The organism is Micromonospora cabrerizensis (assembly GCF_022230955.1).
GTDB lineage: Bacteria > Actinomycetota > Actinomycetes > Mycobacteriales > Micromonosporaceae > Micromonospora > Micromonospora cabrerizensis.
On the sequence record NZ_JAKKFI010000114.1, the window covers coordinates 1 to 21805 of the forward strand.

21 protein-coding genes are annotated in these 21805 nt (G+C 72.4%); 2 read left to right on the forward strand and 19 right to left on the reverse strand.

What is annotated here, in order from left to right; genetic code table 11:
• Positions 1-46 precede the first annotated feature (46 nt).
• The 5 genes from nusB to LADH09A_RS29130 form a co-directional block, all read right to left on the reverse strand.
• A complete protein-coding gene (gene nusB / locus LADH09A_RS29110; protein WP_172862180.1) occupies positions 47-457 on the reverse strand; it encodes a transcription antitermination factor NusB in 411 nt (136 codons plus the stop codon).
• Positions 458-480: 23 nt separating this feature from the next.
• Positions 481-1038, reverse strand: coding sequence for an elongation factor P (gene efp / locus LADH09A_RS29115; protein ID WP_238648876.1), 558 nt, complete (start codon positions 1036-1038; stop codon positions 481-483).
• A 435-nt stretch (positions 1039-1473) separates the two neighbouring features.
• Entirely contained in the window at positions 1474-1905 is a 432-nt protein-coding gene (aroQ, locus tag LADH09A_RS29120; protein ID WP_238648877.1) for a type II 3-dehydroquinate dehydratase, read from the reverse strand.
• A complete protein-coding gene (gene aroB / locus LADH09A_RS29125; RefSeq protein WP_238648878.1) occupies positions 1902-2981 on the reverse strand; it encodes a 3-dehydroquinate synthase in 1080 nt (359 codons plus the stop codon). The genes aroQ and aroB overlap by 4 nt, the downstream gene beginning before the upstream one ends.
• A 10-nt stretch (positions 2982-2991) precedes the next feature.
• Positions 2992-3990, reverse strand: a complete 999-nt coding sequence (locus LADH09A_RS29130; protein WP_238648879.1) for a helix-turn-helix transcriptional regulator — start codon at positions 3988-3990, stop codon at positions 2992-2994.
• Positions 3991-4069: 79 nt separating this feature from the next.
• On the opposite strand from LADH09A_RS29130, the gene LADH09A_RS29135 reads away from it, so the two are divergent.
• On the forward strand, positions 4070-4798 hold the full coding sequence (locus LADH09A_RS29135; RefSeq protein WP_238648880.1) for an alpha/beta fold hydrolase: 729 nt from the start codon (positions 4070-4072) through the stop codon (positions 4796-4798).
• A gap of 58 nt (positions 4799-4856) precedes the next feature.
• Here LADH09A_RS29135 and LADH09A_RS29140 read toward each other — a convergent pair whose 3' ends face one another.
• The 14 genes from LADH09A_RS29140 to LADH09A_RS29205 all read right to left on the reverse strand — a co-directional run bounded on the left by LADH09A_RS29140 (position 4857) and on the right by LADH09A_RS29205 (position 21276).
• The gene (locus tag LADH09A_RS29140) at positions 4857-5360 is read right to left on the reverse strand and encodes a shikimate kinase (RefSeq protein ID WP_238648881.1); all 504 of its coding nucleotides are present in this window, start codon (positions 5358-5360) and stop codon (positions 4857-4859) included.
• Positions 5360-6538 carry a chorismate synthase gene (gene aroC / locus LADH09A_RS29145; protein WP_238648882.1) on the reverse strand — a complete coding sequence of 393 codons (1179 nt, stop codon included), beginning with the start codon at positions 6536-6538 and terminating at the stop codon, positions 5360-5362. Before aroC ends, LADH09A_RS29140 begins: the two co-directional genes overlap by 1 nt.
• 101 nt (positions 6539-6639) lie before the next feature.
• Positions 6640-7563: a glycosyltransferase family 2 protein gene (locus tag LADH09A_RS29150; protein WP_238648883.1), complete on the reverse strand. Its 924-nt coding sequence runs from the start codon at positions 7561-7563 to the stop codon at positions 6640-6642.
• Positions 7560-8234, reverse strand: coding sequence for a glycosyltransferase (locus tag LADH09A_RS29155; protein WP_238648884.1), 675 nt, complete (start codon positions 8232-8234; stop codon positions 7560-7562). Before LADH09A_RS29155 ends, LADH09A_RS29150 begins: the two co-directional genes overlap by 4 nt.
• Positions 8231-8710 carry a glycosyltransferase family 28 protein gene (locus LADH09A_RS29160; protein WP_238648885.1) on the reverse strand — a complete coding sequence of 160 codons (480 nt, stop codon included), beginning with the start codon at positions 8708-8710 and terminating at the stop codon, positions 8231-8233. The genes LADH09A_RS29155 and LADH09A_RS29160 overlap by 4 nt, the downstream gene beginning before the upstream one ends.
• Positions 8711-8924: 214 nt before the next feature.
• A complete protein-coding gene (locus LADH09A_RS29165) occupies positions 8925-10187 on the reverse strand; it encodes a hypothetical protein (RefSeq protein ID WP_238648886.1) in 1263 nt (420 codons plus the stop codon).
• Entirely contained in the window at positions 10184-11086 is a 903-nt protein-coding gene (locus LADH09A_RS29170; protein ID WP_238648887.1) for a sulfotransferase domain-containing protein, read from the reverse strand. The genes LADH09A_RS29165 and LADH09A_RS29170 overlap by 4 nt, the downstream gene beginning before the upstream one ends.
• Before the next feature lie 8 nt (positions 11087-11094).
• On the reverse strand, positions 11095-12723 hold the full coding sequence (locus LADH09A_RS29175) for a lipopolysaccharide biosynthesis protein (RefSeq protein ID WP_238648888.1): 1629 nt from the start codon (positions 12721-12723) through the stop codon (positions 11095-11097).
• Positions 12720-14012 carry an O-antigen ligase family protein gene (locus LADH09A_RS29180; protein WP_238648889.1) on the reverse strand — a complete coding sequence of 431 codons (1293 nt, stop codon included), beginning with the start codon at positions 14010-14012 and terminating at the stop codon, positions 12720-12722. Before LADH09A_RS29180 ends, LADH09A_RS29175 begins: the two co-directional genes overlap by 4 nt.
• Before the next feature lie 68 nt (positions 14013-14080).
• Positions 14081-15679, reverse strand: coding sequence for a lipopolysaccharide biosynthesis protein (locus LADH09A_RS29185; protein ID WP_238648890.1), 1599 nt, complete (start codon positions 15677-15679; stop codon positions 14081-14083).
• A complete protein-coding gene (locus LADH09A_RS29190; RefSeq protein ID WP_238648891.1) occupies positions 15672-16187 on the reverse strand; it encodes an acyltransferase in 516 nt (171 codons plus the stop codon). The genes LADH09A_RS29185 and LADH09A_RS29190 overlap by 8 nt, the downstream gene beginning before the upstream one ends.
• A gap of 133 nt (positions 16188-16320) precedes the next feature.
• Positions 16321-18258, reverse strand: a complete 1938-nt coding sequence (locus LADH09A_RS29195) for a hypothetical protein (RefSeq protein ID WP_238648900.1) — start codon at positions 18256-18258, stop codon at positions 16321-16323.
• A 219-nt stretch (positions 18259-18477) separates the two neighbouring features.
• Positions 18478-20178, reverse strand: coding sequence for a glycoside hydrolase (locus tag LADH09A_RS29200; protein WP_238648892.1), 1701 nt, complete (start codon positions 20176-20178; stop codon positions 18478-18480).
• 246 nt (positions 20179-20424) lie between these two features.
• The gene (locus LADH09A_RS29205; RefSeq protein WP_238648893.1) at positions 20425-21276 is read right to left on the reverse strand and encodes a shikimate dehydrogenase; all 852 of its coding nucleotides are present in this window, start codon (positions 21274-21276) and stop codon (positions 20425-20427) included.
• 263 nt (positions 21277-21539) lie between these two features.
• Between LADH09A_RS29205 and LADH09A_RS29210 the strand changes: the two genes are divergently transcribed.
• The gene (locus LADH09A_RS29210) at positions 21540-21752 is read left to right on the forward strand and encodes a hypothetical protein (RefSeq protein WP_238648894.1); all 213 of its coding nucleotides are present in this window, start codon (positions 21540-21542) and stop codon (positions 21750-21752) included.
• Positions 21753-21805: the final 53 nt, after the last annotated feature.

Below are 21805 nucleotides of genomic sequence, written 5' to 3' on the forward strand. Positions count from 1 at the left end.
CCGATCGGCACGGGCCCTTTCGTGTCGCATCGTTCGGTGGAGACGCTCAGCGGGTGGCGTACTCGGCGATCCGGCCGAGCACCCCGTTGAGGAAGCGCGGCGAGTCGTCGGTGGACATCTGCCGCGCCAGCTCCACGGCCTCGCTGATCGCCACCGCATCGTCGATCTCGTCGACGTAGAGCAGCTCGTAGACGGCGATCCGAGCCAGATTCCGGTCGACGACCGGCATCCGCTCCAGCGTCCATCCCTCGGCGTAACTGGCGATGAGCTCGTCGATCCGGTCGAGGTGCTCGGCGACACCCTCGACCAGGCCCACCGCGTAGCCCAGGTGCTCCGGCCGGGGCTGCTCGATCCGCTGCACGTAGCCGGCGAGCACCTCCACCGGAGGCTTGTCTCGTAGGTCGGACTCGTAGAGGACATCCAGCGCCCGCTTGCGCGCCTTGCGGCGCGCCGGCATCTGCTGCTTGGAACCCTCAGCCATCAGGCGCGGCCGAGGTAACGGCCGTCGCGGGTGTCGACCTTGATCTTCTCACCGGTGGTGATGAACAGCGGAACCGGCACGGTGGCGCCGGTCTCCACGGTCGCCGGCTTGGTGCCACCGGTCGAACGGTCGCCCTGCAGGCCCGGCTCGGTGTAGGTGACCTCCAGCACGACACTGGTGGGCAGCTCGATGTAGAGCGGCACCCCCTCGTGCTGCGCGACGGTCGCCTCCGCCTCGGGCAGCAGGTAGTTGGATGCCTCGCCGACGGTGCCGCCGGGCACGGTGATCTGGTCGAAGGTCTCCAGATCCATGAAGACGAAGTCCTCGCCGTCGGCGTACAGGTACTGCATCGTGCGCTTGTCAACGGTCGCGGTTTCGACCTTGGTGCCCGCGTTGAAGGTCTTGTCGACCACCTTCCCGGACAGCACGTTCTTCAGCGTGGTGCGCACGAAGGCACCACCCTTACCGGGCTTGACGTGCTGGAACTCGACGACGGCCCAAAGCTCGCCGTCCAGGTTGAGTACCAGGCCGTTTTTGAGGTCGTTGGTGGAGGCCATTTCCTGCCTTGATCATCAATTGGCGGACAGACCTGGCAAGTCTACAAGCTGCGCCGAGACTCGCTGACCGCCCTACTTCGGCGCTGATCACCCCCTTGGGCATCGACACCCGCGCAGATAACGCAGAGCGACATTCCAGGGAGGCATCCCTCCCCTGGTCGACCCCCTTTGCTGTGCATACCTATATGCGACGGTCACGCACCGTACCGGCAGGCCGTCGCCCCTACGGCAACGCAGCTCACATATTCGCAGCTCACCGCGCTGTCGCATCCGCAGGTGCAGAGCAAAGGGAGCAAGCAGGCAGGTGCCCTGGCGCCGGGCGGGGGACGCGGAGTGACGCTCGCCGGCGAGAGTTGGCGATCACAATCGGTAATTTGCCACAGACCGGCGCTAAAGACGGTGAAAGGTCGGGTGCGGCGGGCGGGAAGCCACCGGTCAGGCGGCTCGGGCGGCCAGGTGGTGCAGGGCGAGGCGATAACCGTCGATGCCGAGACCGCAGATCACCCCGGTCGCCACCGCGGACACCACCGAGTGGTGCCGGAACTCCTCACGGGCGTGGATGTTGGAGAGGTGCACCTCCACCAGCGGCCCCCGCAGCATCGCGCAGGCGTCGCGCACCGCGTACGAGTAGTGCGACCAGGCGGCCGGGTTGAGCACCACGGCGGCAGCCTCGTCGGCGGCGGTGTGCAGCCAACCGAGCAGTTCGTGCTCGGCGTCGGTCTGCCGGACGGTCACGTCCAACCCCAACTCCCGGCCGGTGGCCTCGCACAGCGCCACCAGATCGGCGTAGGTGGTCGCGCCGTACACCTCGGGCTCGCGGGTGCCCAGCCGGCCCAGGTTCGGCCCGTTGAGGACGTACACCCTCACCGGGTGCCCACCTCCCGGTAGGCGGCCTCCAGCAGCGCGTCGTCCGGGCCCTCCAGCATCGCCGGGCGGGCCAGCCCGTCCAGCACCACGAAGCGCAGTCGACTGCCCCGGGCCTTCTTGTCCACCCGCATCGCGGCCAGCAGCTGCGGCCAGGCGTCGGCCGGGTAGCTCACCGGCAGACCGAGCGCGGTCAGGGTGACCCGGTGCCGGTCGGCGGTCGGGGCGTCGAGCCGGCCGGCGAGCCGGGCCAGCGCGGCGGCGTACACCAGGCCGACAGCGACGGCGTGGCCGTGCCGCCAGCGGTAGCCCTCGTTCTGCTCGATCGCGTGGGCGAGGGTGTGACCGTAGTTGAGCACCTCCCGCACGCCGGACTCGCGCAGGTCACCGGCGACCACGTCGGCCTTGACCCGGATCGCCCGCTCGATCAGCTCCCGCGTCACCGGCCCGCGCGCGTCGGTGGCCGCCGCCGGGTCGCGCTCGATCAGGTCCAGGATCGCCGGGTCGGCGATGAACCCGCACTTGACCACCTCGGCGAGCCCGGCCGCCAGGTCGACCGCGGGCAGACTGTCCAGCGTGGCCAGGTCGGCCAGCACACCGACCGGTGGGTGGAACGCGCCCACCAGGTTCTTGCCGGCGGCCGTGTTGATGCCCGTCTTACCGCCGACGGCGGCGTCGACCATGCCCAGCAGCGATGTCGCCACCGGCACCCAGCGCACCCCGCGCAACCAGCAGGCCGCGACGAACCCGGCCAGGTCGGTCACCGCACCACCGCCCACGCCGACGACCGCGTCGGTACGGGTGAAGCCGGCCGCCCCGAGCCGGTCCCAGCAGGCGGCGGCCACGTCGATCTGCTTGCCCGACTCGGCGTCGGGCACCTCGATCGGCAGCGGCTCGATGCCGGCGGCGCGCAGCCGCTCGCCGAGCGCGTCCGCCAGGGCCTTGAGCGGGGGCGCGTGCAGCACCGCCGCACGGCTCGCGCCGGGCAGCAGGCCGGGCAGCGCGCCGAGCAGGTCACGCCCCACCAACACGTCGTACGGCCGCTCGCCGCCGACCGGAATCCGGGTCACCTCGTCCATCGCCGGCAGCCTAGTCGAGCGGACGACGTGGTGCGGGCGGCTGTCCACCTGCTGGCCGGGCCGCCCAGTCGGCGAGCAGTCGGGCGTGCTCCGCGACCGCGGCGCGCAGCGCGTCCGGGTGTCGCACCGTGAACGGGCAGCCCAGACCGGCGAGCAGCGCGGCCATGCCGGGCAGGCTCTCCGCCCGGGCCCGCAGCAGCACCCCGTCGGTGGTGGCGGTCAGCTCGGCCACGCTGGGCGGGACCCGACGACGGGCGGTGACCAGGTCGGTCTCCAGCAGCACCTCGACCTCGTGCGTGTACGGCACACCGGCCAGTGACCGGGTCACCCGGGCCACCGGGTCGAAGCCGTCCGGGACGGTGAACGTCGCCACGCCCGGCGTCACGGCGCCGATGCGGTCCAACCGGAACGTACGGACCTCACCGCGCCGGTGATCGTGGCCGGTGACGTACCACCGACCGGAGTGGAAGACCAGGCCGTACGGGTCGAGCTCCCGGTGCGACTGCTCACCACGCCAGGAGCGGTAGTCCAGTGCCACCCGCTGCCGGTGCCGGGCGGCCGAGGCCAGGGCGAGCAGGGTGCTCGACGCCGGCCGCAGCTCCGGCTCGGGGCGTCGCAGGGTGAAGCCGAGGTGCTCCTGCACAGCCGCGAGCCGGTCGGCGAGCGCCGCCGGCAGCACCCGACGAATCTTCGCGAGTGCCGTGGCCGTGGCGGGCTGCTCGGTGGCCAGCCCGACCCGCTCGGCGACGACCAGGCCGAGCAGCACGGCCACCGCCTCGTCGTCGGTGAGCATCAGCGGCGGCAGTTTGTAGCCGGGGTGCAGCCGGTAGCCGCCGTGGCGGCCCCGGTCGGCGGTGACCGGGATGCCCAACTCGATCAGGGTGGTCGCGTACCGGCGCACGGTCCGCTCGTCGACGCCGAGCCGGCCGGCCAGCTCGGCGGCGGTCGCGCGGTGCCGGGCCTGGAGCAACTCCAGCAGAGCCAGCACCCGACCGGCGGGATGTGACACGGGGCACTCCTCCAAACCGGGCGGATTCTGTCCGGATTCGATCGTACGGTCTGTCGGTAACCGAGAGAAGGAGCGACTGATGGCGACGTTCGTGCTGGTACCGGGGTTCTGGCTGGGTGCCTGGGCGTGGCGGGACGTGACCGCGACCCTGCGGGCGCAGGGCCACGACGTGCACCCGATGACGCTGACCGGGTTGGCCGAGCGCGACCACCTGGCCGGGCCGGAGGTGAGCCTGGAGACGCACACCCTCGACATCGTCCGGCTGATCGAGGTCGAGGACCTGCGCGACGTCCTGCTGGTCGGGCACTCCGGCGGGGGTATGCCGGTCGCCCAGGCGGCGGACCGCATCCCGGAGCGGATCGCCCGGGTGGTCTACGTGGAGAGTGGTCCGCTGCCCGACGGCACCGCGCAGTTCGACACCGTGCCTCCCGAGGAGCAGCAGCACCTGCGGGCCGCGATCGGCGACGGTCACCTGCTGCCGCCGCCGGCCTGGGACCCGGCCGCCGACCCGACCAACCTGGCCGGCCTGGACGAACCGACGCTGGCCCTGCTCCGCGCCCGGGCCACCCCGCATCCGCTGCGGGCCGCCACCGACCCGGTACGGCGCACCGGCGGGCGTAAGGTGCCGACCGCGCTGGTCGCCAGCACGTTCCCGCTGGCGGTGGTGGAGCAGATGATCGCCGAGGGGCACCCGTACTTCACCGGGTTGGCCGGCGGTCAGCTGTTCGCGCTGCCCACCGGGCACTGGCCGATGCTCAGCGAGCCGAAGGCCCTGGCCGACGTGCTCGACGCCGCCGCCCGAGGCTGACCGCAGCCCCGGGGAGGGGCACCGTCGCCCGGCCGGTGGCTCGCCGGCCGGGCCGGCGTCAGCGGGGCAGCAGGGCGGTGATCTCCTCGACGATCGCCGTGGGGGCCCGCCCGTCGGTGGTGACCGTCACGGTGGCGACCTCGGTGTAGAGCGGCCGGCGCTGGTCCATCAGGTGCTTGAGGGTGGCCCGCGGGTTGAGCGCCAACAGCGGCCGGCCGGCGCCGAGCCCGACCCGCCGCACCGCGTCCGGCAGCTCGACCGAGAGGTGCACCACCCGGTGCCCCACCAGGGCGGCCCGGGTCTCCTCGGCCAGCACCGCGCCGCCGCCGAGGGCGAGCACGCCGGTGCCGCCCGCCAGCGCCGCGGCCACCGCGGCCCGCTCCAAAGTACGGAAGTGCGTCTCACCCTCGTCGATGAAGATCTCCGGGATCGGCTTACCGGCCATCTGCTCGATGTCGGTGTCGGTGTCGCGGAACTCCACCCCGAGGGCGTCGGCGAGCGCCCGCCCGACGGTGGTCTTGCCGCAGCCGGGCGCGCCGACCAGCACGACGAGCGGCGCCATCAGCGGATGACCAGCGCGTCGAGGTAGCCGGCCAGGTTGCGGCGGATCTCGGCGATCGAGTCCCCGCCGAACTTCTCGGTGGCCGCCTCGGCGAGCACCAGCGCCACCATCGCCTCGGCGACGACCGCCGCGGCGGGCACCGCGCACACGTCGGAGCGCTGGTTGATCGCGGTCGCCGGCTCGCCGGTGGTGACGTCCACGGTGGCCAGCGCCCGGTTGAGCGAGGAGATCGGCTTCATCGCGGCACGGACCCGCAGCGGCTCACCGGTGGTGATGCCACCCTCCAGCCCGCCGGCCCGGTCGGTGACCCGGCGGACGCCGGTGGCCGACGGAATGATCTCGTCGTGCGCCTCGGAGCCACGGGACCGGGCCTGCTGCCAGCCGTCACCGATCTCCACGCCCTTGATCGCCTGGATGGACATCAGCGCGGTGGCCAGTCGGGCGTCGAGCTTGCGGTCCCACTGCACGTGGCTGCCCAACCCCGGCGGCACCCCGTACGCCAGGACCTCGACCACGCCGCCGAGGGTGTCGGCGGCCTTCTTCGCGGCATCGACCTCGGCGACCATCAGGGCGCTGGCCTCGGCGTCGAGGCAGCGCAGCGGGTCGGCGTCGATGCGGGCGGCGTCGGACGGGGTGGGGCGCAGACCGGGCTTCGCCGCCACCGGGCCCAGCTCGACGACGTGCGAGACGATCTCGATGCCGAGCGCCTGGTGGATCAGCGCCTTGGCGACCGCGCCGACGGCGACCCGGGCGGCGGTCTCCCGGGCGCTGGCGCGTTCCAGGATCGGCCGGGCGTCGGTGTGGCCGTACTTCTGCATACCGGCCAGGTCGGCGTGGCCCGGCCGGGGACGGGTCAGCGGCGCGTTGCGGGCCTGCCGGGCCAGCTCGTCGGGGTCGACCGGGTCGGCGGCCATCACGGTCTGCCACTTCGGCCACTCGGAGTTGCCGACGCGGATCGCCACCGGGCTGCCCAGGGTGACGCCGTGGCGCAGCCCGCCGAGCAGCTCGACCTCGTCGCGTTCGAACGACATCCGGGCGCCACGGCCGTAGCCCAGCCGCCGGCGGGCCAGCTCGTCGGCGATCACGGTGGTGGTCACCTCGATGCCGGCCGGCACCCCCTCCAACATCGCGACGAGGGCGGGACCGTGCGATTCACCTGCAGTCAGCCAGCGCAACACATCGGTCAGTCTGTCACGGCCGGTGCCCGCCCCGGCGTGCTGCCCGCCGCGTCCCGCCCTACGGACGCCGACGCCCGGTCGGACCGGGCGTCGGCGGCGGCTCAGATCCCCCGACCCCGCTTGTGCAGGGTGCGCAGCACCGCGTCGGCCCGGACCACCCGACCGGCGACGGCGAGGGCCAGGTAGGCGCGCGGCTCGCGGGGATTGCTGCGCAGGGTGCGTCGCGCCCAGCGCAACGCGCCCCGGCGGTCACCCGAGGCGGCCTGGGCGAACGCGATCTGCCCGGCGACGCGGGCCGCACCGGCCGGTTGGGTGGCGAACTCCGGGTAACGCTGCAGCAGCCACTGCAACGCCTCGGAGATCGTGTCCCACCGCTGCGCGAAGTACGAGCGCTTGTGCCAGCGGACCAGCACCGACGGCGTACGCAGGTTGATCAGCGGCGCGCTGCGCGCGGCCCGGAGCAGGAACTCGTAGTCCTCCGCGTAGCTGCCCGGGATCTCCTCGTCGACCAGACCGAAGCCGTCGCGCAGCGCGCTGGCGCGGATCAGGAAGGTCGACGGGTGCAGCTCCGTCATCCGGTCGCGCAGCAGGTCGTCCAGGGTGATCCGGTCCTTGTCGAGCACCCGGTCGACGGTGTGCCCGTCATAGCTGATGCGGATGCCGCAGCAGACGAACTCGGATTCGGGGTGGGCGGCCAGCGCGTCGACCTGGGCGGTCAGCTTGCCGGGCAGCCACTCGTCGTCGTCGTCGCAGAACGCGACCAGCTCACCGCCCGACGCGACCGTCCCGCTGTTACGCGCCCCGGCCAACCCCGGCGTACGGGAGTTGTGGACCACCCGCACCGCGCGATCCGGGCCGTTTCCCAACTCGGTCAGCGACTCGTCCGGCACGGACTGGTCGAACACCACCACGACCTCGATCGGGCCCGGGTACTCCTGGGCCAGGATCGCGCGCACCGCCGCTCGGAGCAGCTCGGGACGGTCCCGGGTGGGCACCACGACGCTGACGCTGGGCTGCTGGGTCATCGGGTCTCCTTCGTGCCCGGACGCGGCCGGGACCGGACCCGCCACCGGGATGGGCGCGGGGTCGAGCCGGCAACCAGGTCGTCGACGATCTGCCCGACCCGGGCCACCGCCGCCCGTTGTGCCTCGTGCGCGCCCGGGTCGGCGGCCACCGCGTACCGGGAAGGGTCGGCCAGCCCGGTCGTCAACGCGTCGTGCAGCGCCTCCCGGGTCTCGCAGAGCGCCACCAGCCCGGCCGCGCCGAGACGGCGGGCGAAGAGAAGCTGGTGGTTGTCGACGTGCTCACCGCGCGTCGGGTCCCGGGGAACGACGATGGGCAGGTGGCCGTGCCGGCGGGCCTCCAGGATGGTCGCCGGGCCGCCGTGGCAGACCACCAGGTCGGCGTCGCCCATGGCCTGCTGCAGCTCGTCGTGGCCGAGGAACGGCACCGCGCCGGGCAGCGGCGGCGCGGTCGTGTGCCCGTGTTGCAGGGTCAGCCCGACCGGGTCGGTGACCTGCGCGTGCCACTGCGCCAGCCAGTCGACCAGCCGGTCGAAGGGGTGCTTGTCGGTGCCGACCGCCACCAGCAGCGTGAGCTGGCCCGTCGACGCGCTGTCGCGCTGACGCGGCAGACGGGACGACCCGACGGTCGGCTGCGGCTGTGGACGCCGGGCGGTGCCCGTCTCCCCCGTCACAGCAGCGTCCCGACGACGGTCGCCTCGGGGTACTGCCGACGCTGCTCGTCCCACTGCACGAGCATCGCGGACAGGAACGGGCGGCAGAGCCGGGCGGTCAGCGTCGGGGTGTCGATCCGGTCGTACACCTCGATGTAGACGGTCGGGATGCGCCGCAGCCGGGCCAGCACCACGAACGGCACCGCCACCCCGGCGCCGGTGGTGACCACCGCGGCGACCCTCCGGGACCGCAGGACCTGCCAGGCCAGCAGCGCGTTGCGCAGCAGGTTCGGCACGTTGCGGGTGGTCGGGTGGTGCGCGGGCACCAGATCCTCACCGGTCAGCAGGGACAGCGCCTCCGGGGTGTCAAAGGTGACCCAGCAGCGCTGCCACTGTTCGTACCAGGGCCGCAGGGCCAGTAGTTGGGCCAGGTGACCGCCGCTGGATCCGACCAGCAGCAGCACCGGCGCCGTACCGTCGTCGTTCTTCGTGTCCACGCGACTCCCCACAAGTTCGCTTGGAATTCCTGTTCACGCCACGCAGAAGCAGATCACACGTTTCCCGGTCCTTGAATAGCGCGACCGGACGAGATGTCGATCTCCATTTCGGGCTGTCCGGCGCACCGTTCGCCCGAGGACCCATCGATCGCCATCACCACCTGCGAGTTTGTCGTCACTCTGCGCCGCATCCTCGACGCCGCGATTCCCCGGATCAGCCGCTATGTCTTTTCTCTATGACGTCCAGCAGCGCGGGATGCAGCGCGGCGTTCCAGCCCGCGCCCGCGTCGGCCAGCCGCCAGGTGCGCAACCACATCTCCACCAGGTACGCGTCGGCCACCAGCCGGCGCTGCGCCGCGTCGAGGCCGAGGCGGTCGCCGTGCCGGCCCAGGTGACCGTCGACGGCCGACGCCGCCGCGTCGGCCGACTCCCCCCGCAGCACCAGCGCCCGCTGGAACGCGTCGTGCGCCAGGTCGAAGCCGACCGGCACGTCCGGCCCGCTGTGCTCCCAGTCCCAGGCGACCAACTGGCCGGCGTGCCAACCCAGGTTCCAGGGCACCCAGTCACCATGCCAGTGGCCGAACTCGACACGGGTGTCGCCATGCCGGTTGACCAGCGCGGAAACCGCGGAGACCGCCCGCGCGCCGGCTGGTTCGGCCGCGGCGGCCCGGTCGGCGAGCCCGGCCAACCGGGTCAGGAAGGTCGAGCCGGCCAGCGGTCGGGGCGTACCCGTCGGGCCCCCGCGGCGGGCGACCGCGAGCAGCGCCGCGATCCGTGGCGGGTCGTGGACCGGCACACCGCGTACCTGCGGTGGCAACGGCTCGATGACCGCGACCACCTGGCCCGCCCACACCGTCTCGGTGAGCAGCCTCGGCGGGGTCGGATGATCCGCCACGCCGGTGACCGCGCGCAACGCCCGCAGCGCCGCCGCCTCCGCGGTGACCAGCGCGCGGGTCGCGTCGTTCCACCCGATCTTCGCGTAACCGCGCGGACGGCCGTCGGCGGTGAAGAGTTGCAGGGTCGGCTTGGCGTTGGGGTCCGGTGGCCGGACACCGCAGGCGGCCAGCAGCGGCGCTCCACCGAGGTCGGCGGCGAGCCGCTCGGTCAGCAGCAACTCCGCCGCCGACGCTCCGGCGGGCACCGAGACGGTCAGCGTCGGGAAGGGCGCGAGCCCCACCTGACCGAAGCGGGCCAGGCCGCCGAGCACCGCCCGCACGGCGCGCACCTTCGGCGGCCGCAGAGCGTTGTACGCCAACAGCGACGCCGCCCCGGCCCGGGGCGCGCCCAACGGCACCAGGAACCTCGCCCGGGCGACCGACGGCACGACCGCGTACCGGGCCACCGCCTGGTGCCCCGCGGGCGGGGCACCGCCCACGGTCAGGCCGACCCGGTCGTCCGGGAAGACCGCGCGACTCACCCAGCCCAGACCGTCCACCCGCGAACGCGGGTCCGTGGTCGGGCCCACCCGTGTCGTCACGCCGGCCGGTCCGACCAGTCGAGGTCCAGACCGAGCCGCTGACGCAACGCGTCGTTGTACGGCCGGTAGTAGTCGGTCAGCTCGGCGCGCACCGCCGGCTCCAGGGGCGACGAGCGCCGGTCGTTGTAGACCTTGAAGTCGGGCAGGTCGTACGCCGGAAGCCCGAGGAAGTCGAGCGTGCGCCGGTAGGTCGCCCGGGAGTCGCGGTAGAGGTCCTCGCTGGGCAGGAAGAGGATCTGCTGCCGGTCGAAACGCTCCAACCACGGCTCCAGGTGCTCCAGGTAGCGCCCCCGGGCCCGGTACGTGTACCAGTCGTACGCCTCGCTGAACGAGTCCGGCTCGGCGATCAACCGCTCCCGCTCCCCCGCCGTGCGCTCCGGCTCGGCGGCCAACGCCGCGGGGAAGTCCAACGGCTCGATGCCGTGGGTGCGGCGTTCCTTCCAGTGCGAGTACGCCCGCTCCACCGGGTCCCGCAGCAGGACGATCAGCTTCACCGTCGGCATCAGCCCGGCGACCCGCTGCGCGGCGAGGGGGTGGAACATGTACAGCGGGGCGGCCTCACCGACCCGGACCGGCCCACCGTGCCGCTTGGCCAGCGCATCCCGGTGCCGTTCGGTCGGGAAGTGCGAGCGGTACCACGACTCGCCGCGAGCCCAGTGCTCCTCGAAGTAGTGCGCCGACTTGGTGTTCCACGCGGGGAAGAGGCGCGGCACCAGCGGGTGCTGGATGAGGTAGTTCCACAGGGAGGTGGTGCCGCCCCGCTTCGTGCCGATGATCAGGAAGTCCGGCAGTGGCCGGCGATCACTGGTGCGTACCCCGTAGTCGACCAGCGACTCCTTCACCCGGGTGGTCACCTGGGTCGGGACCAACTGCTTGACCCGGTCACGGATGGACGCCACGACGGACCTCACCTGCCTCTCGTCGATGCCGGAGTGGGCTCGGCGGCCGTGGCCGCCTTGTCCCCTGCACGGATCTGCCTCATGGTCCCCCGGATGCCGGCGCGCACCCGGGGCAACGTCAACATGCCGACGCAGCCGGCCAGCAGCACCGCCAGCGCCACCAACAACCCGGCCAGGCCGCGACCGCCGGCCAGCACGCCGGCGCCGGCCGCCAACCCCACACCGGCGACCGTGACCGCCGCGGCACGCACCATCGCGGCGTCGAACAGCGGCTCCCGAACCACCGACCGGGCGAACGCGGCGGCGGTGAGGTTCTCGGTCGCGATGCCGGCGGCCCAGGCCACCGCCGCGCCCGTGGCGCCGTAGCGGGGGATCAGCCAGAGGCCCAGCGAGACGGTCACCGTCAACCCGGCGACCGTGGCCACCAGGTGCAGCCCGCTGCGCCCACCCATCAGCAGCAGGCTCTGCACGTTGCCCACCCCGGTGTTGACCAGCATCGCCAGCGCCAGCACCGTCATCGCCGGCACGCCAGCGGTGAACTCCGGCCCGAACAGTTGCAGGAAGGCCAGCGCGAACACCGCCAGCAGCAGGTAGACCGGCCAGGACAGCACCAGCCCCCAGGTGGTCAACTGCCGGTGCACGGCCGCCGCCGCCGCCCGCTCGCCACGCCCGAGCAGCCGGGACAACTGCGGCGACACCGCCACCCGCAGACCCTGCATGGCCAGCTGGCCGGCCAGCACGTACCGGCCGACCGCGCCGAACACACCGGCGTCCGCCGGCCCGGCCAGCACCGAGGTGAGCAGCACACCCACCCACATGCTGCCGGCGTCGATGGCCGCCGAGGCCGCCCGGGGCAGCGCGAAGCGCCAGAACGTCGACCAGTCGGAGCGGACCGGGCGCAGCGTCGCGCCCCGGCCCAACCCCAGCGGGCCGGCGACGAGGGTGAGGCAGGCCAGCAGCGCCAACGCCGCCGGCACCAACCAGCCGGTCATGCCGGCCAGCAGGCCACCACCGGCCAGCGCGGCGGCGCCGACCAGCACCGGGCGAGCCACCGGCAGCAGGAGGAACTGCACACCGACGTACGCCCGGATGGGTCGCACACAACGCAGCGCGGCCAGCAACAGGGTCATGGCGACCACCACCGGCACCGCGGCGAACGTGACCGTGAGCAACGCGTCGCCGCTCGCACCGGAACCGCGCAGCAGCCGGGGCGCGAGCGCGTCGGCGACCAGCACGCCGACGCCGGCGACCAGGAGCCCGGCCAGCAGCGGTGGGATCAGCGCCACCGGGAGCAGGCGCGCCGCGTCCCCGCGCACCCCGGCGCTACGGCGGGGCAGCGCCCACATCAGACCCGTCTCCGCACCGAGCGTGCACACCGCGGTGGCCACGGTGACCACCCCGATCGCGGCGAAGAACGCGCCCGCGCCGGCCGTGCCGTACCCCCGGGTGATCACCACGGCCAGCACGAAGCCGAACAGGCCACTGGTGGCCGCGCCGAGCAGGCCGGCCACGCCGCTGCGCGCGCTGCGGCGGGTCTCGGCCGAACCCGCGTCCGCCGCCACGCCGGCGGCCGGCCCCACCGGCTCGTCCGGGCCCACCGGCGTCGGGCCGGCCGGAGGTCGGGTGGCGGCGGTCATGCGAGCACCACCGCGTCCCGCGCGGCCGGCGGCCGCGGCACGACCAACCGGGTCAGCCGTTCGCGTTCGCTGAGCGCCATCGCGAAGGCGACAGCGAAGAACGCGACCGCCAGGTTCTGGTTGGCCATGCCGTAGAACGGGACCTGCACCAGGCAGACCACCGGCACCACCGCCAACCACTGCCCGGCCGACGAGGTCGCCCGCGCGCAGATCACCGCGGCGGCGACGAACCAGGCCAGGAAACAGATCAGCGCGGGTACGCCGTGGCTGAACAACACCATCCACAGCTGACCCTGGGTGCCGATCGGCGCGGCAGCCGACACGGTGTCGACGTTCACCGGCGCGCCGTAGCCCAACCACGGCGACTCCTGCACCCGGCGGATCACCTCCGTGTAGAGCGAGAGCCGGTCGGTGTTGGTGTCACTGGAGTCGACCCGTTGGCTGATCAGCTCGGTGATCGGGATGAACAGTGTGGCCAACGCGCCGATCACCACCACCCCGACGATGGAGGCGGCGACCCGGACGTTGCCGCGCAGGCTGGCCCGCACACCGAGCACCGCAAGCCCGGCGCCGAGGCTCAGGAACATCGCCCGGTTGAGGGTGAGGAACGCCGGGGCGAGCGACAGCGGCAGCGACGCCAGCAACGCCCAGCGCAGCACCCCCCGCTGCCGCAGCATCGCGTAGGCGACCATGCACGGCAGGGTCATGGCGTACGCGCTGCCGTAGTTGTTCGTGTACGCGAACGGCGCGGCCGGTCGGTAGATCGGGTTCAGCGACCGGGCGCTGTATTCCGCCGTGGTCAGGTGCACCATGTCCTGGATGAACGGGGTGCCGGCCACCCCTCCGGGCAGCAGCACCTCCATCGGGGTGGTCATCGCCAGCCGGGGCACCAGCACCCCGAGCCAGCCCAGCGCCACCAGCCCGAACCAGAACGCGCAGAGCGGGGTGAGCACCGCCATCAGGCTGGCGCGCTCCCGCGCGGCGGCGTAGACGTAGACCCCGACCACCAGCGCGGTCAGGTAGAAGGCCAGGCGCAGCGCGAACGTCAGCAACGAGGCGGGAGACGAGAGCTGGGTGGCACTGACCACCACGATGGCCAGGAACAGCAGCCAGATGCCCACCGCCGGCGGCAGCGGCACCCGCCCCCGGGTGAGCAGCAACGCGAGCAGCAGCGCACCCAGCAGGGGCCAGCCGAGGTAGAACGCACCCAGCAACCACCAGAGCGGCACCAGGCCGAACATCAGCGACAGCGGCCAGATCGGCAGCCGGGGCGGCGCGGGCTGCGGCACCGGCGAGGCAGCGGCCGGAACGCCTCCGGGCGGCGGTTCGGTCGCCGGGGCACGGGTGACCGACACGGTCAGGCCCGGCCGTTGCGCGTGAGCACGAAGCCCAGCGGGGTGACACCGGCGGCGCGCAGCCGCTCCACCAGGCGGCGCAGGTCGCTCTGCCGGGTGCGGTCCCGCTCGACGACCACCACCGCACTGCCCTGCCGGGCCACCGCGACACCGCGCTCGTCGGACTCCGCCGGTGGGGCGTTGAACAGCACCAGGCCGTGGTCCGCACCCTGGCGCCAGGTGCCGAACTTGACGCTGCCCACGCCCACGGTCACCTCGTCCGGGTCGACGACCCGGCTGGTGTCCGGGCGGCCGGACGACACCCGGGGCAGCGTCAGCGTGGCGTCCGGGTCGGTGGACGGGCGGGCGCCGGGTGGGTGCGGTGAGGGCCGGCGGGCCGCCGTGCTGTCCGTGGCGCCCGTGACGGTCGGGGTGCTGCCGGCCGGCCGGGGCTTGGGCACCAGCGGCCGGGACGGGTCGATGGGCAGCCGCCCCCGGTCGGCGAGCACTGTGGTGCGCAGCCGCTCGGTGCGCCCGCTGTCGTCGGCGACGAAGACCTCCCGACCGTCGGCGGCGAGCGCCACCGCGAGCCCCGCGGTGAGCGCGGTGGCGTCCTCCCGGGCGGTGACCAGCGCCACCCGGGCGGGCTGACGGACCTGCTCGGCGATGGCCATCGCCACGTACCGGACGTCGGCGTCGACGGCCCGGCCGCTGCCCCGCAGCGCCGGGCGGCGCACCGTGCCGAGCAGCGGCAGGCCGGTGGCGTCCCGCCCGTCGGCGACCGAGCGGACCCGCCGGTCGGTCGACTCCCAGGCGTACGCCAGCACGATGCCGATGAGCGCCCCACCGAGCAGCCCGGCGACCAGATAGAGCAGTCGGTGCCCGGCGGAGGTGACCAGCGCCTTCTCGGCGGTCTGGGTGATCCATCCGGGGTTGACGTCCACCGCGGCGATCTCGGTACGGGCGGCGTTGAGCTGGGTGAGCTGGTTGTTGATCCCGGCCAGCTCGGCCACCAGCGCATCCCCGGCGGCGGTGTCCTTGGCGGTGTTCGCCCGCTTCTGCAGCGCGGTCTGCTGGGCGACGACCTTGGTGATGCTCTCGTCGTAGGAGCGCAGCATCTCGGCGCGCTGCTGCTCGTACATCGTGCGCCGCACGTCCAGGTAGGCCTGGGCGGCCATGTTGGCGCTCTGCACCGCCCGCTGCGCGTCACCCGCCTGGTAGGTGAAGCGCAGGATCTGCCCACCGGTGGGCACCTCGACCTCGAGCGCGTCGCGGATGTCGCGCGGGTCGCCGCCGGCGGAGTCGGCGAGCCGCTGCACGACCTCGGTGCCGGTGGCGATGCCGCTCTCCACGTTCATGTTGACCGCGCGGTCGGCGCCCGCGCCGCTGGGGGTGAACGCGTCGGTCACCACCGGCCGGACCGCCACGACGGCGCTCGCGCTCATCGCCGCCGGCACGAGCAGCACGTAGCCGAGCGCGGCGAGCAGACCGACCATCGCCACCCCCGCCACCAACCGCAGCCGGTGCATCGGCACCCGCAGCAGGTCGGTCAGTGTCACCGCGCCGGAGGTCCCGGAGGACGGGGCGTCGGTGGACCAGGAGCCGGGAGCTGCATCAGTCATGGAACTTCTTCACCGTCTGTTGAGGATTGCCGACGACCACCACGCCGGGGGCGACGTCCGTCCGGACCACCGTGGCCGCGCCCACGACGCTGTCCCGGCCGATCCGTACGCCCTTCATGACCAGGGCGTGCGCGCCGACCCACACGTTGTCCTCGAGGACGATCGGGGCACGGGTGGCCGGGCCGGGCGGCGCGTGACGCTGCGCGGGAGGCAGGTTGTGGAAGTCGTTGTCGAGCAGCTCGCAGTCCGACAGGAGGCACCGGTCGCCCACCGTCACCGACGTCCAGGTGCCGATCCAGGTGGCGTTGAGTAGACAGTCGGCACCGACGCGGACCTCGCCGGGGCCCGCGAAGCGGACGAGCTTGTTCAACCGGGTGCGGTCACCGATGGTCACCCGCACGCCACGGCGCAGCCGGATCCGACCACGGATCTCCACGTCCCGGCCGAGTGTCAACCGTCGATAGCGAAACCTGTACCAGCCGCGTTTGACCGCGAAGAGCAGACGCACCGCGCGTCTCGTACGGATGCCAGCGGCGCCGAGCAACGACCCTCCCCCACGTCGCGGGGCCGGCGGCGGATGAACCACCGCCACCGGCCCAACGTGAACAATCTACCGATGCTCCGTTACGAACGGTTGACCGTTACTGTACGGAGAAGAATGTCGATGGGGTAGACCAGGACAACTCGGGCGTCGCCGTGCTGACGACAGTCGCCGTGGCACCATCGACCGCCGCGCTCGGCCCGGCCGTCGGGTCGAACGGCACACTGCGCAGAGCGCCGTCAGTGGCACCGTAGACGATCCGACCACCCACCCAGGCCATGCCACGCACCGTCGACCAGGTCACGCCCGTCGTCGGCAGGGTGAACTCGGTGGCGCCGAGGTAGTTGCCGTCGATCTCGAAGTACCGGTAGTAGAGACCGTTGGCCCCGGTACGGGTGTAGTAGAGCCGACCGTCGAGGAAGAAGGCGCCGGTCAGCACCGCCGGGTTGTACCAGTCGTTGTAGCCGGACGCCTCCCACGGGGAGCCGATCGCCCCGCCGTTGAACAGCGACACGTCGATCCGGCTGCCGGTGGGCGTGCCCGCCACCGTGTGCGACCAGTAGATCCGGTCGTCCACCCGCCAGGTCGCGCCGGCCGCCGTGTACGCGGGCTGGCTGACCGTGGCCGGGGTGCCCAGCGCGACGCCGTCGAACGGCACCTTCGCCAGGGTGCCCGGAGCGGTGTTCAGGTAGAGGTTGCCGGTGGTGGCGGCAGGCGGGTTCTTCGGGGTGAAGGTACGCCCGCCGGCGAGCGGGAACATGCCGAGGCGGCCGTGGTATTCCTCGCCCATGCCATCGGAGTTGTGCCCGAAGTACAGGCCGTCCGAGCCTCGCCAGAGCACCGGCACCGACGAACCCCACGTGCTGGTGCCCGAGGGCATCGAGGCGCCGCCACTGCGGCGTGGGTTCCAGTTGACCGGCATACCGGTCGCCGGGGTGACGGCGGCGACGCCGAGCCGGTCGACAGCGCCCGCGCCGGCGGTGTCGCTGGCGTTCGGGTTGTTGAGCCAGCGGAAGTGCCCGCCCAGGTAGATCACGTTGTCCGCGACCTCGACCGAGGTGATGGTGTCGTTGCCGGTGTAGTCGGCCCAGGTGGCGATCTGACCGCTGCCCCGCGCGGCGGTCTCGAAGCGGACCAGGGCGTCGCAGTACGCGGCCGGCCAGCCGCTGCCACCGTTGGTGCCGACCACGAACCAGCTGCCGTCGGCGCCGAACTTCACGTCCTGCACGTAGTGCACGAAGGTCGTGGGCGCCGCACACGCCGCGGTGAACTTGTCGGTGCTCCAGTCGATCAGCGTGGGCGTCGCGGAGACGTCCACCAGCGCCATCTGGTTGCGCGGCAGGCCATTGACGAGCGTGAAGTTGCCGCCGACGGCGAGGGTGTTGCCGTCCGGGGTGACGTCGATGGTCCAGACGTACGACGTGGTGCTGTGCCGCCCGACGGTGGCGTCGATGACGAAGCTCGGGTCGATCGCGCCGGTCGTCGCGTTGAGCCGGCCGAGACCGGCGTGCGCGGTGCCGTTGAGCCAGTTGAACGCGCCAGCCACGTACAACCAGTTGCCGTGCAGGACGAGGTCACGGACCGTGCCCCCGTCGGAGCGCCCGACCCAGCTGTCGATGATCGCGCCGGTCGACGGGTTGAGCGCGACCAGGTTCTTGCGCGGGACGCCGTTGACGTTCTTGAAGGTGCCGCCGACGATCAGCGTGCCGCCCGGGCCGGCGAGGAGCGTGTTGACCGCACCGTCGAGCACCGGGAGGAACGTGGTGGACATGGTGCCGCTGGTCCGGTCGTACGCGAACAGGTAGCGCTGGGTGACCCACGCGGAGCCGGCGGTCTGCCGGAGCTGGGTGAAGCTGCCGCCGACGAAGACCGTGTTGCCCACCTGCGCGAACGCACGGGTTTCACCGTCTCGCGCGTGCGGGGTCACGTCGGCGGGGTTGGCCGACACCAGAGTCGCCGTCTCCGGGACCGGAACCACCGCAGCCGACGTGGGCGTGGGAACGCCCAGAACCGCGGCGACGATCGCCAACGCGACCACCCCCGCCCGAGCACGACGTCGTTCTGCAGAACGCCACAAGTGCGAGAGTTTGGGCACGCTTCGCCTCCAAGATGGATGAGAACCCGAGGTAGCGTGCCTCGTCCAGCCTGGTAAACAAAATCCGCCGATTGGGCGGTGCATGAATCTGCAAGCCGACAGAACGCCGGAGGTCGGATGTCCGACCCCGGCGAACGGCGTCCCGTCAGCGCGACATGGTCGTCAGCGGCTCCCCCCGGTGGGCTGCCGCAGGTACGGGTCCTGACCGGCCTTCGCGAAACCGGCCACTGCCGCGGCGTCGTGGTTCATCGTCATGTCGCAGGTCGACGTCCGGCTGGTCATGCCGGCCGAGTTGAAGTAGATCGCCGCCTTGATCTTGGGATGCGCCTTCAGCGCCGCCGGGAACTCCTGGAACCAGCGCTGCTTGGCACCCGGGTCGGCGGCGTCGAAGTTGGTGCCGAACTCGGCGAGCATCCGGGGCTTGCCAGCGCCGATACCGTTGTCGTCCAACCAGCGGTAGAAGCCGCTCACCGTCGTGCTCGGGCTCTTCCAGACCTTGCTGCCGTTGCAGACGTGGAAGTTGTACGGGTCGTAGGCCACCCAGTCGACGTACTGGTCACCGGGGTACAGGCCGGCGTACCGGGAGTAGTGGCCGGACCAGCCCATCATCGTCCAGACCCAGACCGCGTTGGTCGCGCCGGCCCGCTCGAACCGCTCGTGGACGTAGCGCCAGGCGCGGACGAAGTCGGCGTCGCTGCCCTTGTTCGGCTCGTCCTCGGGCTCGTGGTCGAAGCCCATGAAGACCGGCACCTTGGCGGCGCGGATGCGGCCCGCCACCGCGTCGATGGTCTCGTCCTGCTGGCCGTTGTAGACGTCGGACCACTTCAGGCTGGTGCCGGCGGAGAAGTTGCGGGACTCCCAGGCGAAGAACATCAGCCGACCCTCGCGCATCTGCTGCTGCTCGTACGCGTCCGGGAAGGCGCCGTTGCTGCCGGCGTTCGAGAAGTCGTGGTAGCGGTGCACGATGTCGAACTTGCGGCCGACCTGCGACTCCACGTCGGTGACGGCCTTGCCGTGGTCCCAGCCTCCGGACGACCCGGCGGGCGAGTACATGCCCCACCAGGCGCCGCAGGAGGGAACGAGCTTGTCCGACACGGACCCGCACCGGCCGGAGGGAAGGGTGCCGCTCGCGCTCGGGGTCGGCGTCCGGCTCGGGGCGACGGTCGGCGAGGGCTTCGGCGAGGCGCTGGTCGGCGAGGCGCTCGGCGGCGACGCGGGCCGGGTGGTCGTCACCGGCGACGGCCGGGACCCGAGGTCGTAGCTGATCAGCAGGCTCGGGCGAAGGTCCGGGCTGCGGTTCTCGACCGACGCCCAGTAGATCCGGCTCTCCAGGCCCGTCTGGGCCAGCGAGACCGTCCAGGTGCCGTTGCCGGTGACCAGCTTGGAGACGTCCCACTCGTTGAAGCCCTTGGAGACCCCGGTCACGCTGTCCAGCGCGTCACCGGCCGCCGCCAGACCCGGCCGGGCCTCGCGGGCGCTCAGCGGCGACGCGTGCGCCGTCACCGTGGCGGCGAACTGCTGCCAGGCGTGCACCCGCAGCGTCGCCCGGACGTTGACCGCGGCGGCCGGCACGGTGGTCACCGCGAACTCGATGACCGCCTCCCGGCCACCACGCGGGTTGCCGTCGCAGCGCGTCGCGCAGGTCGCCAGCGTCGTCTTGGCGGCGTTGTCGCCGTCCTGCGTCACCGCGGTCGCGGTGGTGTCCGCCGCCGCCCGGATCGACAGGTCGTCGCTGGCCAGCAGCGGCATCATGGTCGCCACGATGCCGGCCACCACCGATCCGCCGAGCACGCCGATGGCGATCGCCTTGCGCCGGGGTCCGGAGCGGAACCGGGTGATGCGGTGCAGTCCGTGCCTGGTCAAGGAAACTCCCTGTGTCTGCGTCCGTAACGGTGAGCAGCGTATCGATGACCAGGACGCGTCGTGGGGAGGATAGTTTCCCGTAAGCGCGTCTTAACCGTCAGCTAAGAAAGCCGCCCGGAACAAAGGGCTCTGGCCGCAGGTACGGCCGGAGCCCTTCACACACACCTTGCTCGCAGCGCGTGCGCGGAGTCAACGGCACTCCTCCCCCGTCCGATCCGTCGACTGAGGACCATCCGGAGCGGCGGGTCAGCCGGCGCGTGCCGCCGTCAGCGCGGCAGCCATCGCCCCGACCGGAGCGGTCACGCCGGTGAACTGCTCGAACTGCCCGACCGCCTGAGCCAGCAACAGGTCCAAACCGGACACCACCCGCAGCCCGGCGGTCAGGGCGGCGGCGGCCAGCGGCGTCGGCCACGGGTCGTAGAGCGCGTCGAAGAACACCGCGCCCGGTCGCCAGACCACCACGCCGACCAACGGGTCGGCGACCCCCTTGGGCACGGTGGAGACGACCAGGTCGGCGGCGGAGACGCGCCGAGGCGCGTCGGCCCAGCCGGCGGGGGTCAACGCGACGCCCAGGGCGTCGGCCACCGGCCGCAACTCGTCGGTCGCCTCCGGTCGGCGGGCGACCACCGTCACCGACGGGCAGCCCAACTGCGCGGCGGCGGCCAGCGCGGCGCGGGCCGTGCCACCGGCGCCGAGCACCGTCACCGCGGCACCCGCGCTCACCCCGGCGGCGGCGAGCACCTGCACCATGCCGGCGACATCGGTGTTGTCCGCGTACCAGGAACCGTCCGGGCGGCGTACCAACGTGTTGGCCGCGCCGACGGCGGCGGCGACCGGCGACGCCTGCGCGGCCACGGCGAGCGCCGCCTCCTTGCCCGGCATGGTCACCGACAACCCGGCCCACTCCGGGCCCAGGCCGGCGACCAGATCCGGCAGCTCCGCCGCCGCGCACTCGATCCGGGTGTACGACCACCCGGTCAGCCCGGCGGCGGCGTACCCGGCGGTGTGGATCACCGGGGAGAGGGAGTGGCTGATGGGCTTGCCCAGCACCGCAGCCCTACGGGTCGTGCCGCCCGGGACACCTGCCGTGTTCCGCATCACGTTCCGCCTCCCAATGTTCGGATCGACCCTACCCAGCATCCAGGCCAGGCCACCAGAGAACAGGGTCTCGGACGATGCTCGACGGCTCGACCATCGCTTGCCGGCCATCGATGGCGGTGAAAGCATTCCGGAGACGGTACGACCGGTCGAAAACTGGGGGAAACCTTGAACAAACGCATTCTGCGTGCCCTTATCGCGATTGCCGCGGTCTTCAGTTCGGCTCCAACACCGCCGCCAAGACCCGGACCTGGCAGGACGTGATGAACGTCGGCATCGACGGCTCGGTCGGGCCGGAGACCTGGGGTGAGGCGTACGGCGCGGTCAACCGGAACACCGGTTACGACACGAGCACCCAGACCGGTTACTTCTACTACGGTTACAACCGCACATTCGCTCTGCGCAAGCAGAACAGCAACGGCGTCTGGACGTTCCTTGATCCACGCACTGGTTCGTGGACCGGAACGAGTCACTGACAATGACGCGATAATGCGTCAGCGTTGACCCAAAAAAAGCTCCCTTTCCGACG